Source organism: Streptomyces sp. NPDC059906 (assembly GCF_042730645.1).
GTDB lineage: Bacteria > Actinomycetota > Actinomycetes > Streptomycetales > Streptomycetaceae > Streptomyces > Streptomyces rubrogriseus.
In genome coordinates this window covers 59,476-72,249 of record NZ_JBHWKU010000008.1, presented here as the reverse complement: position 1 = coordinate 72,249, position 12,774 = coordinate 59,476, and the positions used below count along the sequence as shown (strand labels likewise).

Below are 12,774 nucleotides of genomic sequence, written 5' to 3'. Positions count from 1 at the left end.
CCGGAGAGGAGCCTGCACCATAATTGGCTAAGCGCTTGCTCGCCCGGGTCTTGTGCCCAGTGGAACACGTTCTTAGCATCACTGGTGTTACATCGGTTGTGTCACAGAGCTGGGGGCTGAATGCCGCAAGTGAGGACGCCGACGAGGAGCCCGGGCGCCGAGGGCCCGCTCGCCGGTGTGCGCGTGGTCGAGCTGGCCGGTATCGGTCCCGGCCCCTTCGCCGCCATGCTCCTGGCCGACCTGGGCGCCGACGTAGTGCGCGTCGACCGTCCCGGCGGTCCGGGCCTCGGGATCGACCCCGCCCACGACGTCACCAACCGCAACAAGCGCTCCGTGGTCGTCGACCTCAAGGCACCGGACGGCCCGGCCCGGGTCCTCGACCTCGCCGAACGCGCCGACGTCCTGATCGAGGGCTACCGCCCCGGCGTCGCCGAACGGCTCGGCGTGGGCCCTGGGGACTGCCACGCCCGCAACCCGCGCCTCGTCTACGGCCGCATGACCGGCTGGGGCCAGGAAGGCCCGCTCGCCCGGCGCGCCGGGCACGACATCGGGTACATCGCGCTCACCGGCACCCTGGGCATGATCGGCGCCCCCGACGAGCCCCCGGCGGCCCCCGCCAACCTCCTCGGCGACTACGCGGGCGGCTCCCTCTACCTGGTCGTCGGCATCCTCGCCGCCCTGCATCACGCACGGGAGAACGGCACCGGGCAGGTCGTGGACGCCGCCATCGTCGACGGCACCGCCCACCTCTCGGCGATGATCCACGGCATGCTGGCCGCCGGAAGCTGGCAGGACCGGCGCGGCGCCAACCTCCTCGACGGCGGCTGCCCCTTCTACGGCACCTACGAGACCGCCGACGGCCGGTACATGGCGGTCGGCGCGCTCGAACCGCAGTTCTACGCCGAGTTCATGCGGCTGCTCGGCATCCCCGACCTGGCACCGGCCCGCGACGACATGGCCCGCTGGCCCGAGCTGCGCGCGGTCGTCGCCGCCCGCTTCAAGTCCCGTACCCGCGACGAGTGGACGGCCGTCTTCACCGACTCCGACGCCTGTACGGCCCCCGTCCTGTCGCTGCGCGAGGCCCCGCACCACCCGCACCTCGCCGCCCGCTCCACCTTCACCGACCACGACGGCATCACCCAGCCGGCCCCGGCACCCCGCTTCTCCGCGACCCCCACCGCCGTCCGCACCGGCCCCGCCCTGCCCGGCGCCGACACCGAGGCCGTGGTCCGCGACTGGGGGCTGCCCCGCGCCTGGGGCAGCCCGGCCCCGGCCCCCCAACACAACCCTCAGTGAAAGGCCCGCCAGTGAGCACCGAAGCGTATGTGTACGACGCGATCCGCACTCCGCGTGGACGCGGCAAGGCGAACGGCGCCCTGCACGGCACCAAGCCGATCGACCTGGTCGTCGGCCTCATCCAGGAGATCCGTGCCCGTTTCCCCGGTCTGGATCCGGCCGCCGTGGACGACATCGTGCTCGGTGTCGTGGGTCCGGTCGGTGATCAGGGTTCGGACATCGCCCGTGTGGCGGCGATTGCGGCCGGGTTGCCGGACACGGTGGCCGGTGTGCAGGAGAACCGGTTCTGTGCCTCGGGTCTGGAGGCCGTCAACATGGCCGCCATGAAGGTGCGCTCCGGGTGGGAGGACCTGGTTCTCGCGGGGGGCGTCGAGTCCATGTCCCGCGTCCCGATGGCCTCGGACGGCGGTGCCTGGTTCAACGACCCGATGACGAACCTCGCCACCAACTTCGTCCCGCAGGGGATCGGCGCCGACCTGATCGCGACCATCGAGGGCTTCTCCCGCCGCGACGTGGACGAGTACGCGGCCCTGTCCCAGGAGCGGGCGGCGACCGCCTGGAAGGAGGGCCGCTTCGAGCGGTCCGTCGTGCCGGTGAAGGACCGCGCCGGTCTCACCGTCCTCGACCACGACGAGCACCCGCGGCCCGGCACCACCGCCGACTCCCTCGGGAAGCTCAAGCCGTCCTTCGCCGACATCGGCGAGCTGGGCGGTTTCGACGCCGTGGCGCTGCAGAAGTACCACTGGGTGGAGAAGATCGACCACGTCCACCACGCGGGCAACTCCTCCGGCATCGTCGACGGAGCGTCCCTGGTCGCCATCGGCTCCAAGGAGGTCGGTGACCGCCACGGTCTGCGGCCGCGCGCCCGGATCGTCTCCGCCGCGGTCTCCGGTTCCGAGCCCACCATCATGCTCACCGGCCCCGCACCGGCCACCCGCAAGGCGCTGGCCAAGGCCGGGCTGGCCATCGAGGACATCGACCTGGTCGAGATCAACGAGGCGTTCGCGGCGGTCGTCCTGCGCTTCGTGAAGGACATGGGCCTGTCGCTGGACAAGGTCAACGTCAACGGCGGCGCCATCGCGCTCGGCCACCCCCTCGGTGCCACCGGCGCGATGATCCTCGGCACCCTCGTCGACGAACTCGAGCGCCAGGACAAGCGCTACGGCCTCGCCACCCTGTGCGTGGGCGGCGGCATGGGCATCGCCACCATCGTCGAGCGCATCTGACCCCCTCCCGACGGATACGACGGATCACCTGGAGCACACCCTCATGAGCACCGAGCCCACCACCATCCGCTGGGAGCAGGACGACACCGGTGTCGTCACCCTCGTCCTCGACGACCCCGACCAGTCCGCGAACACCATGAACCAGGCGTTCCGCGACTCCCTCGCGGCGGTCACCGACCGCCTGGAGGCAGAGCAGGACTCCGTCCGCGGCGTCATCGTCACCTCCGCCAAGAAGACCTTCTTCGCGGGCGGCGACCTGCGCGACCTCATCCGCGTCACCCCGGAGACCGCCCAGGACCTCTTCGACGGCGGCATGGCCATCAAGCGGAACCTGCGCCGCATCGAGACCCTCGGCAAGCCCGTCGTCGCCGCCATGAACGGCGCCGCGCTCGGCGGCGGCTACGAGATCGCGCTGGCCTGCCACCACCGCGTCGCCCTCGACGCGCCCGGCTCCAAGATCGGCTGCCCCGAGGTCACCCTCGGCCTGCTCCCCGGGGGCGGCGGCGTCGTCCGCACCGTACGGATGCTCGGCATCACCGACGCCCTGCTGAAGGTCCTCCTCCAGGGCACCCAGTACAACCCGCGCCGCGCCCAGGAGAACGGCCTGGTCGACGAGGTCGCCGACAGCCGCGAGGACATGCTCGCCAAGGCCCGCGCCTTCATCGACGCCAACGCCGAGTCCGCCCAGCCCTGGGACAGGCCCGGCTACCGCATCCCCGGCGGCACCCCCGCCCACCCGAAGTTCGCCGCCAACCTGCCCGCCTTCCCCGCCAACCTGCGCAAGCAGACGAACGGCGCCCCCTACCCGGCGCCGCGCAACATCATGGCCGCAGCGGTCGAGGGCTCCCAGGTCGACTTCGAGACCGCCCAGGTCATCGAGGCCCGCTACTTCGTCGAACTGGCCGCCGGCCAGACCTCGAAGAACATGATCCAGGCGTTCTTCTTCGACCTCCAGGCCGTCAACTCCGGTGCCAACCGCCCCAAGGGCGTCGAGCCCCGCAAGGTGACCAGGGTGGCGGTGCTGGGCGCGGGGATGATGGGTGCGGGTATCGCCTACTCGTGTGCGCGTGCGGGCATCGAGGTGGTGCTGAAGGACGTCTCGCTGGAGTCGGCGCTCAAGGGCAAGGCGTACTCCGAGAAGCTGTGCGCCAAGGCCGTCGCGAAGGGCCGTACCAGCCAGGAGAAGGCGGACGCGCTGCTCGCCCGGATCACGCCCACCGCCGAGGCTGCCGATCTGGCGGGGTGTGACGCGGTGATCGAGGCGGTGTTCGAGGACACCTCGCTCAAGCACAAGGTGTTCCAGGAGATCGAGCACGTCGTCGCCCCCGACGCCCTGCTGTGCTCCAACACCTCCACGCTGCCCATCACGGCGTTGGCGGAGGGGGTGGAGCGGCAGGGCGACTTCATCGGGCTGCACTTCTTCTCGCCCGTGGACAGGATGCCGCTGGTGGAGATCATCAAGGGGGAGCGGACCGGTGACGAGGCGCTGGCACGGGCGTTCGACCTGGTCCGGCAGATCAACAAGACGCCGATCGTGGTGAACGACTCGCGGGGCTTCTTCACCTCCCGGGTCATCGGTCACTTCATCAACGAGGGCGTCGCGATGGTCGGCGAGGGCATCGAGCCCGCCTCGGTGGAGCAGGCGGCGGCCCAGGCGGGTTACCCGGCCAAGGTGCTGTCCCTGATGGACGAGCTGACCCTGACACTGCCGAGGAAGATCCGTGAGGAGACGAAGCGGGCGGTGGAGGAGGCGGGCGGCACCTGGGAGCCGCACCCCGCCGAGGCGGTCGTCGACCGTATGGTCGACGAGTTCGGCCGCCCGGGACGCTCCGGCGGCGGCGGGTTCTACGAGTACGGCGAGGACGGCAAGCGGACCGGGCTGTGGCCGGGGCTGCGGGAGCACTTCACGCAGCCGGGATACGAGATCCCCTTCGCCGACATGCAGGAGCGGATGCTCTTCTCGGAGGCGCTGGACACCGTCCGGCTCCTGGAGGAGGGCGTGCTGACCTCCGTCGCCGACGCCAACATCGGCTCGATCTTCGGCATCGGCTTCCCCGGCTGGACCGGCGGCGTCCTGCAGTACATCAACGGCTACGAGGGAGGCCTACGGGGCTTCGTCGCCCGGGCCCGCGAGCTGGCCGACCGCTACGGCGAGCGCTTCACCCCGCCCGCCCTGCTGGTGGAGAAGGCGGACAACGGGGAGGTCTTCACGGACGGCCGCTGAGCCGCCGGATCATTCACCGGCCTCCTTGTCGAGCCACTCCCGCAGCTCCTCGCGCAGCGACCGCTGGAACGTGGTCAGCAGCGCCTGCACCACCAGCGGGTGCATGTGGGCGGACAGCGACCGCACCTCCGGCGCCTCCCGTTCGGCCACCGCGTCGCGCAGCAGCCGCGACAGGTCGCGCGCGGCGGCGCGGGAGTGCTCCAGGAGGGCGGTGCGGGCGGCGAGGACCGTCTCGGGGGAGAAGGGCACGTCGAGCAGCTCGACGCCGAGCCGGAGCAGCCCGACGTCCACCCGGTAGGCGTCGCCGTCGGGCACCACGACGTCCATCGCCCCCAGCCGGTCCACCTCCTTGTCGGTGAGCGGCCGCCCCGCCCGCCTGCCCAGCTCCTCGCGGGTGAGCCGCTCCACCGCCTCCGGCGCCCAGGAGGCCACCACCGCCCGGTGCAGCGCCAGGTCGTGGGGGCTCAGGTCGTCCGGCAGCCGCTTGAGATACCGCTCGATGGCGGCCAGCGTCATGCCCTGGTGCTGCAACTCCTCGATCAGCGCCAGGCGCGCCAGGTGCTCCCGGCCGTAGTGCCCCACCCGGCGGGGACCGAGCACCGGCGGCGGCAGCAGTCCTCTGGTGCCGTAGAAGCGGACCGTGCGCACCGTGACGCCGGCCCGCGCGGCCAGCTCGTCGATCGTGAGGGTCGGCTCCGCGGTGTCGGTCGTCGTCATGTGCAGCAGTATCGCTGTCCCACCAATGCTGTGACACCTCTTGTGCACCGGGTGGAGAACGGAGGCGGATCTTGTGAGAAGTCACGTTGTGTGACATGAGCCACCGCATGCGCACGCAGCGTCGTGGGAAGGTGCCGTCTTGGTCTGTGCCGCGTCATTGGGTGGTGCGGGCCCGAGACACACGTACGGACGACTCGGGCGCACCCCGCCCGAGCGCACCAGAGAGTGGAACCACCCGTGAGCAAGGACGCCGTCGACACGGCACAGGTCGCCGCCCATCCCCAGGCGACCGGAACCATCCCCGCGGACGCGGGCGACGCCGGTTACAGCAAGGACCTCAAGGCCCGTCACGTCAACATGATCGCCATCGGCGGCGCGATCGGCACCGGCCTCTTCCTCGGCGCCGGCGGGCGCCTGCGCGACGCCGGACCGGCGCTCGCCATCGCCTACCTCGTCGCCGGCGTCTTCGCCTTCTTCGTCGTCAAGGCACTGGGCGAGCTGGTGCTGTACCGGCCCTCCTCCGGATCCTTCGTGTCGTACGCGCGCGAGTTCCTCGGCGAGAAGGGCGCCTACGTCGCCGGCTGGATGTACTTCCTGAACTGGTCCACGACCGGTATCGCCGACATCACCGCGATCGCGCTGTACACCCACTACTGGAGCATGTTCACGAGCATCCCCCAATGGCTGCTCGCCCTGGTCGCCCTCGCGGTGGTGCTGGCCGTGAACCTGATCTCGGTGAAGATCTTCGGCGAGATGGAGTTCTGGTTCGCGATCGTCAAGGTCGCCACCCTCGTCGGTTTCATGCTGATCGGCATCTTCCTGCTCGCCACCCAGCACGAGGTGAGCGGGCAGACCCCGGGCATGGGCATGATCACCGACCACGGCGGCATCCTGCCGCACGGCGTGATGCCCGTGGTCCTCGTCATGCAGGGCGTGATCTTCTCCTACGCGGCCCTGGAGCTGGTCGGCGTCGCCGCCGGCGAGACCGCCGAGCCGCACAGGATCGTGCCCCGCGCGGTGAACTCGATCATGTGGCGGGTGGCCCTGTTCTACGTCGGCTCGGTCGTGCTCCTGGCCCTGCTGCTGCCGAGTTCGCTCTACTCGGGCGACGAGAGCCCCTTCGTCACGGTGCTGTCGGGGATCGGTGTGCCGGCCGCCGGTGACGTGATGAACCTCGTCGTCCTCACCGCCGCGATGTCGTCGCTGAACTCCGGCCTGTACTCCACCGGCCGCATCCTGCGCTCCATGGCGATGGCGGGCTCCGCGCCCAGGTTCACCGGCGTGATGAGCCGCAGCCAGGTCCCCTACGGCGGCATCCTGCTGACCTGCGCGGTCTGCGTCCTCGGTGTCGGGCTGAACTACCTGGTGCCGAACAAGGCCTTCGAGATCGTGCTGAACGTCGCCTCCCTGGGCATCATCAGCACCTGGGTGATCATCATGATCTGCCACCTGGTGTTCGTCCGCCGGGCGCGTGCGGGCCAGGTCGAGCGGCCGAGTTTCCGGCTGCCCGGCAGCCCCGTCACGGAGATCGTGACGATCGCCTTCCTGCTGGCGGTCATCGGCCTGATGTGGAACGACGAGGAGGTCGGCCGCAAGACCGTGCTGCTGGTGCCCGTGATCGCGGTGATGCTGGTGGCCGGCTGGTTCGGCGTCCGGCGCCGGGTGGCGCGGCAGGCCGAGCGGGAGCTGTCGGCGCCGAGGGAGTAACGGCCGGGGCCACTGTCAGTGGCACCCCCTACGGTGGCGTCATGTCGGAGATCAGCTATGTCCGGGGTGACGCCACCGCGCCGTCGGTCAAGGGCGTCAAGGTGATCGCCCACGTGTGCAACGACCTCGGGGGCTGGGGCAAGGGCTTCGTCCTGGCCGTCTCCCGCCGCTGGCCCCGGCCGGAGGCGGCCTACCGCGCCTGGCACCGCGACCGCGCGGCCAACGACTTCGGTCTCGGCGCGGTCCAGTTCGTCCAGGTCGAGCCGTACGTGTGGGTGGCCAACATGATCGGCCAGCACGGCATACGGACCGGCAGCAAAGGCGTCCCCGTGCGCTACGAGGCCATCGGCACCGCGCTCGGCCGCGTCGCCGACCGGGCCGCCGAGCTGGAGGCGTCCGTGCACATGCCCCGCATAGGCTGCGGCCTGGCCGGCGGCAAGTGGTCGCGCGTGGAACCGCTCATATCCGACCGCCTCGCCCGGCGCGGCATCCCCGTGACCGTCTACGACCACGGGGACGCCGCGTAGGCCCTTCGGCTCAGTGCCCGTCCGCTCAGTGCTCGTGCACGTCGTTCGTCGCGGCGATCTTCCGCCAGGAACGGGGCTGTACGGGCGCCGCCGCGGGGGCCTTCACGAGGGACCGGGCGCTCGCCGCCGGGGCGTCCGGCTTCGACGGCTGGAACAGCCAGGTGTCGAACAGCGCGGCCAGCGGCTTGCCCGACACCTCCTCGGCGTACCGCTGGAAGTCGGCGACGGACGCGTTGCCGTGGGCGTACTTGGCGGGCCAGCCCTTCAGCACGGTGAAGAAGGCGCCGTCCCCGATCTCGTTGCGCAGCACCTGGACGGCCAGCGCGCCCCGGTCGTAGACGGCGCCGTCGAACTGGTTCTCCGGGCCCGGGTCACCGGGCTTCACCGTCCAGAAGGCGTCGTCGGCCGGGTGCGAGGCGTACGTGTAGTCGGCCAGTTCCTGCGCCGTGCCCTCGCCCTCGTGCTCGGACCACAACCACTGGGCGTACCGCGCGAAGCCCTCGTTGATCCAGATGTCCTTCCAGCCGCGCACCGAGACCAGGTCGCCGTACCACTGGTGGGCCAGCTCGTGGACGACGACGGACACGTTCGACCCGTTGGCGAACTGCCGCGGGCTGTAGAACGGCCGGGTCTGCGTCTCCAGCGCGTACCCGGTGGTGGTGTTCGGCACGTAGCCGCCGAGCGCGTCGAACGGATACGGCCCGAAGTACTCGCTCAGCCAGTCCGCGACCTCCCCGGTCCGCTCCACGCTGGCCCGCGCCGCGCCGTCGTTCGCGCCCAGGTCCCTGCTGTAGGCGTTGACGACCGGGATGCCGCCCTCCGTGGTACCGGTGGTGAGGTCGAACTTCCCCACCGCCAGCGTGGCGAGGTACGTGGCCTGCGGCTGGGCCGAACGCCAGTTCCAGCGCGTCCAGCCGAGGCGTGAACTCGTCGACTGGAGGGTGCCGTTGGAGATCGCCTGGGTGCCGTCCGGCACCTGTACCGACACGTCGTAGGTGGCCTTGTCGAGCGGGTGGTCGTTGCTGGGGAACCACCAGGCCGCGGCCTCGGGCTCGTTCGCGGCGATCCCGCCGTCCGGGGTGCGGTGCCAACTGGTGAAGCCGAACGCCTGCTTCGAGGACGGCACACCGCTGTAGCGGACGACGACGGTGAGGGGCGACCCCTTGTCCAGCGGCTTCTTCGGGGTGATCTCCAGCTCCTGCTCGCCCGAGGTCGTGAACGAGGCCTTGGCGCCGTTCACCCGCACCTCGCCGACGTCCAGCAGGAAGTCGAGGTTGAACCGCGACAGGTCCGCGGTGGTGCGGGCCAGGATCGTCGCCGTCCCCTCCAGCCGGTCCGTGGCCGGCTGGTACTTCAGGCGCAGGTCGTAGTGCGAGACGTCGTATCCGCCGTTGCCGTAGGCCGGGTAGTAGGGGTCGCCGATGCCCGGAGCGCCGGGGGAGTGGGCCGCCGCCGACGCCGGGATCGCCAGCATGAGGGAGGCGGCGCCCAGTGCGCCCGGCACGATGAATCTGCGGTGCACGAAAGCTCCAAGTCGTAGGGGCACGAGATCCGTTCGGAATCCGTTCGGAGCCTATTCAGCCCCTGCGCCCACCGTCATGTCCACGGCCACTCCTGTCACACGATCGCCATCCGGCCGTCATGGGTCGCCCCCGGCCCTCTTATGCGGGGGAGTGGACCGATGTACCGTCCGCGCATGCCGATACGCATGCGCCTCGCCCTCCGGAGACCGCTCGCGACGGCGGCCCCGGCCCACCTGTCCGCCGTGCGCGTCGACCGGAGCCCCCTCGGCCCCTGCGCCGACACGCCGACACCCGCGTTGGACCGATCCCGCACGTCGGCCCGCGTACCGTTCGTCGGCGGCACCCACGCGTTCACCAGGTCCGTCGCCGGCACGAGCAGCACCTGTCCGGCACCCGCGCCGCACCCCACGCACCGCGTCCCGAAGGGAGGCCGATGAACCGCCTGCGCACCCTCACCGCGACCACCGCGGCCCTCGCCGCGTCCCTCCTGGCCCCGTCCCTCCTCACCGCACCCGCCCACGCCGACGGCTCCGCACCCCGTGCGCCCCGCACCGGCTTCGAGCGCACCCACGGCGCCCGCTGGACCACCCAGCCGGAGGAACAGGCCCTCCTGTCCGCCGCCGCCCGGGCGAGCGACCGCGTCACCCTCGACCGCATCGGCACCACGAAGCAGAACCGTCCCCTGCAGCTCGTGACCATCGGCAGGCCCTCCGCCGCCAGCAAGGTCCTCCTGGTGTGCAGCCAGCACGGCGACGAACCCTCCGGCCGCGAGGCCTGTCTGACCACCGTGCGGGACCTCGCGTACGCCACCGACCGCGCGACCCGGCGGTTCCTGGACCGCACCGCCGTGCTGGTGGTGCCCACCGCCAACCCCGACGGCCGAGCCGCCGACACCCGCGGCAACGGCGACGGCGTCGACGTCAACCGCGACCACCTCGCGCTGGCGACGGCAGAGGCCCGCGCCCTGGCCGCCGTCGTCCGCGACGAGCGCCCCGACGTCATCTACGACCTGCACGAGTACGGCGCCACACCCCCGTACTACGACAAGGACCTCTTCGACCTCTGGCCCCGCAACCTCAACACCCGCACGCCGGTCCACGACGAGGCCCGCACCCTGTCCGGCGCCTACGTCCGCCCCGCCGCCGAGCACGCCGGGTACTCGACGGGCACGTACGGCATCTGGACCGATCCCGAGACCGGCGACCCCGTCAAGCAGACCGCCGGCGACGGCCAGGAACGCATCCTGCGCAACATGTCCGGCGTGAAACACGCGGTCGGCCTGCTCATCGAGAGCCGTGTCGACGCCCTCACCGACGCCGAGCGCGAGGACCCGGCCCTCAACCACCGGCGCCGGGTGGACTCCCAGCTCGCCGCCCTGGACGGCATGTTCCGCTTCGCCGACGAGCGGCGCGGACGCGTGGAGGCGGCCACGGGCGCCGCCCGCCGGGCGGGCCTGTCCGATTCCGGACCCGTCTACCTGGGCGGCGCGGACAACGACCCGGCCGAGGCCTCCGAGGTGATCCAGGACCCGCCCTGCGGCTACCGGCTGACCCCCGCCCAGTACCGGGACGTCGGGGACGAACTCGCCCTGCACGGTGTACGGGCGCGCCCGACCGGGGAGAAGGGCGCCTACGTACCGCTGCGCCAGTCGCAGCGTGCCCTGGTGCCGCTGCTCCTGGACGAGCGCGCGACATACCACGTGACGGTGGGTGAACCGGACGCCCGCTGCTGAGGAGGTGAGTTCCGCGTCTTACGTGGTAAGGGCGTAGCGGAGGAGTATTTTCGGCCTGATCGACTTGAAAGGTGCCGCCTGTGACGCAGGACCGACCAAGCGACAAGGAAGAGCACGACAGAGGCGCGCTCCCGGGTTCGGAAGCGGACCTGCCGGGGCGCGAGCACAGGCCCCGGACCGACCGCGTCGTCTTCGGCGTCACGGCCGTCCTGACCCTGGCGTTCGTCGTCTGGGGCGCCGCCGCCACCGATTCGCTGGAGGACGTCTCCAGCAGCATGCTCGGTGGCCTGCTGCACAACGGCGGCTGGGCGTTCACGCTGGCCGCCTCCGGCTTCGTGGTCTTCGCCCTCTGGCTGGCGGCCAGCCGCTACGGCCGCATCCACCTCGGGGCCGAGGGCGAGGAACCCGAGTTCAAGACCGTGTCCTGGGTCGCCATGATGTTCAGCGCGGGCATGGGCATCGGCCTGATGTTCTACGGCGTGAGCGAGCCGCTGGCGCACTACACCACGCCCCCGCCCGGCACCAGCCCGGCCGACTCCGGCGACCGCATGGCCACGGCCATGGCCACCACCCTGTTCCACTGGACCCTGCACCCGTGGGCGATCTACGCGGTGGTCGGCCTCGGTATCGCCTACAGCACCTTCCGCAGGCGCCGCAGGCAGACCATAAGCGCGGTGTTCACCCCGCTCATCGGCGAGAAGCACGCCAACGGCGCCGGCGGCCGGGTCATCGACATCCTGGCCATCATCGCGACGATCTTCGGCTCCGCGGCCTCGCTCGGCCTCGGCGCGCTCCAGATCGGCTCCGGCATGGAGAAGCTCGACTGGATGGACAAGGTCAGCACCGGTCTCCTCGTCGGCATCATCGCGGTGCTGACGGTGGCGTTCGTGGCCTCCGCGATCTCCGGCGTCGAGAAGGGCATCCAGTGGCTGTCCAACACCAACATGGTGCTGGCCCTGCTGCTCGCCGTGTTCGTGTTCATCGCGGGCCCGACCATCCTCATCCTCGACCTGCTGCCGACCTCGGTCTTCGCCTACCTCGGCGACCTGCCCCAGATGGCCGGCCGCACCGAGATCAGCGGCGGCAAGGGAGTCGCGGACTGGCTGGGCAGCTGGACCGTCTTCTACTGGGCGTGGTGGATCTCCTGGACGCCCTTCGTCGGCATGTTCATCGCCCGCATCAGCCGCGGCCGGACGATCCGTCAGTTCATCGGCGGCGTCATCCTGGTGCCCAGCACCGTCAGCCTGATCTGGTTCGCCATCTTCGGCGGCTCGGCGATGCGGCTGCAGGAGCAGAACCGGCTGGGCGACGACTCGACCCCCGAGGGCCAGCTCTTCGGCGTGCTCCAGGAGTACCCCATCGCCACCGCCACCAGCCTGCTGGTGATGATCCTCGTCGGCATCTTCTTCGTCTCCGGCGCCGACGCGGCCTCCATCGTGATGGGCACGCTCTCGCAGAAGGGGGCGCTCGAACCCAGCCGCTGGGTGGTGGTCGTCTGGGGCGTGGTGACCGGCGCGGTCGCGGCCATCATGCTGCTGATCGGCAGCGGCGAGGCGGACGCGCTCACCGGTCTGCAGAACCTCACGATCCTCGCGGCGGCGCCGTTCGTCATCGTGATGATCTTCATGTGCGTCGCGCTCATGCGCGACCTGCGCCGCGACCCGCTCATGGTGCGCGGCGAGATGGCCAACGAAGCCGTCGAACTGGCCGTCATCGAGGGTCACAAGCAGTACGAGGGCGAGTTCGAGATCCGGATCGGTCCCGGCCCCGGCACGGAGGTGGAGGGCGACCCGATCGGCAAGCACCACAAGGACTGACCCCC

At 71.0% G+C, this 12,774-nt stretch carries 9 protein-coding genes; 7 read left to right on the top strand and 2 right to left on the bottom strand.

All coding sequences use genetic code 11. From position 1 onward, the window contains the following. The first annotated feature begins 120 nt into the window (after positions 1-120). The 3 genes from ACFV9J_RS15155 to ACFV9J_RS15145 are packed head-to-tail and all read left to right on the top strand — an operon-like array spanning position 121 to position 4,746. The gene (locus tag ACFV9J_RS15155) at positions 121-1,296 is read left to right on the top strand and encodes a CaiB/BaiF CoA transferase family protein (RefSeq protein WP_385354223.1); all 1,176 of its coding nucleotides are present in this window, start codon (positions 121-123) and stop codon (positions 1,294-1,296) included. Between the two features lie 11 nt (positions 1,297-1,307). Further along, positions 1,308-2,522, top strand: a complete 1,215-nt coding sequence (locus tag ACFV9J_RS15150; protein WP_385354221.1) for an acetyl-CoA C-acetyltransferase — start codon at positions 1,308-1,310, stop codon at positions 2,520-2,522. Between the two features lie 43 nt (positions 2,523-2,565). Continuing rightward, positions 2,566-4,746, top strand: a complete 2,181-nt coding sequence (locus ACFV9J_RS15145; protein ID WP_385354219.1) for a 3-hydroxyacyl-CoA dehydrogenase NAD-binding domain-containing protein — start codon at positions 2,566-2,568, stop codon at positions 4,744-4,746. Between the two features lie 9 nt (positions 4,747-4,755). Here the strand turns inward: ACFV9J_RS15145 and ACFV9J_RS15140 are convergent, their stop codons facing one another. Beyond that, positions 4,756-5,463 (bottom strand): MerR family transcriptional regulator, encoded by a 708-nt coding sequence (locus ACFV9J_RS15140; RefSeq protein ID WP_385354217.1) that lies wholly within the window; start codon positions 5,461-5,463, stop codon positions 4,756-4,758. A gap of 237 nt (positions 5,464-5,700) precedes the next feature. Here ACFV9J_RS15140 and ACFV9J_RS15135 point away from each other — a divergent pair, with 237 nt between their 5' ends. Both ACFV9J_RS15135 and ACFV9J_RS15130 read left to right on the top strand, forming a co-directional pair. Next, positions 5,701-7,170 carry an amino acid permease gene (locus ACFV9J_RS15135; protein ID WP_385354215.1) on the top strand — a complete coding sequence of 490 codons (1,470 nt, stop codon included), beginning with the start codon at positions 5,701-5,703 and terminating at the stop codon, positions 7,168-7,170. A 41-nt stretch (positions 7,171-7,211) separates the two neighbouring features. Beyond that, positions 7,212-7,697, top strand: a complete 486-nt coding sequence (locus ACFV9J_RS15130; RefSeq protein WP_385354213.1) for a macro domain-containing protein — start codon at positions 7,212-7,214, stop codon at positions 7,695-7,697. A gap of 25 nt (positions 7,698-7,722) precedes the next feature. Here the strand turns inward: ACFV9J_RS15130 and ACFV9J_RS15125 are convergent, their stop codons facing one another. Further along, the gene (locus ACFV9J_RS15125; protein ID WP_385354211.1) at positions 7,723-9,219 is read right to left on the bottom strand and encodes a M1 family metallopeptidase; all 1,497 of its coding nucleotides are present in this window, start codon (positions 9,217-9,219) and stop codon (positions 7,723-7,725) included. Positions 9,220-9,653: 434 nt separating this feature from the next. On the opposite strand from ACFV9J_RS15125, the gene ACFV9J_RS15120 reads away from it, so the two are divergent. Beyond that, a complete protein-coding gene (locus ACFV9J_RS15120) occupies positions 9,654-10,952 on the top strand; it encodes a M14 family zinc carboxypeptidase (protein WP_385354209.1) in 1,299 nt (432 codons plus the stop codon). Positions 10,953-11,032: 80 nt separating this feature from the next. Further along, a complete protein-coding gene (locus ACFV9J_RS15115) occupies positions 11,033-12,769 on the top strand; it encodes a BCCT family transporter (RefSeq protein WP_385354207.1) in 1,737 nt (578 codons plus the stop codon). Positions 12,770-12,774: the final 5 nt, after the last annotated feature.

Excerpts from the sequence above, each read along its gene's own strand:
- ACFV9J_RS15120 (WP_385354209.1), top strand. The coding sequence starts at position 9,654 with ATGAACCGCCTGCGCACCCTCACCGCGACCACCGCGGCCCTCGCCGCG.
- ACFV9J_RS15130 (WP_385354213.1), top strand. The coding sequence starts at position 7,212 with ATGTCGGAGATCAGCTATGTCCGGGGTGACGCCACCGCGCCGTCGGTC.
- ACFV9J_RS15155 (WP_385354223.1), top strand. The coding sequence starts at position 121 with ATGCCGCAAGTGAGGACGCCGACGAGGAGCCCGGGCGCCGAGGGCCCG.
- ACFV9J_RS15145 (WP_385354219.1), top strand. The coding sequence starts at position 2,566 with ATGAGCACCGAGCCCACCACCATCCGCTGGGAGCAGGACGACACCGGT.
- ACFV9J_RS15140 (WP_385354217.1), bottom strand. The coding sequence starts at position 5,463 with ATGACGACGACCGACACCGCGGAGCCGACCCTCACGATCGACGAGCTG.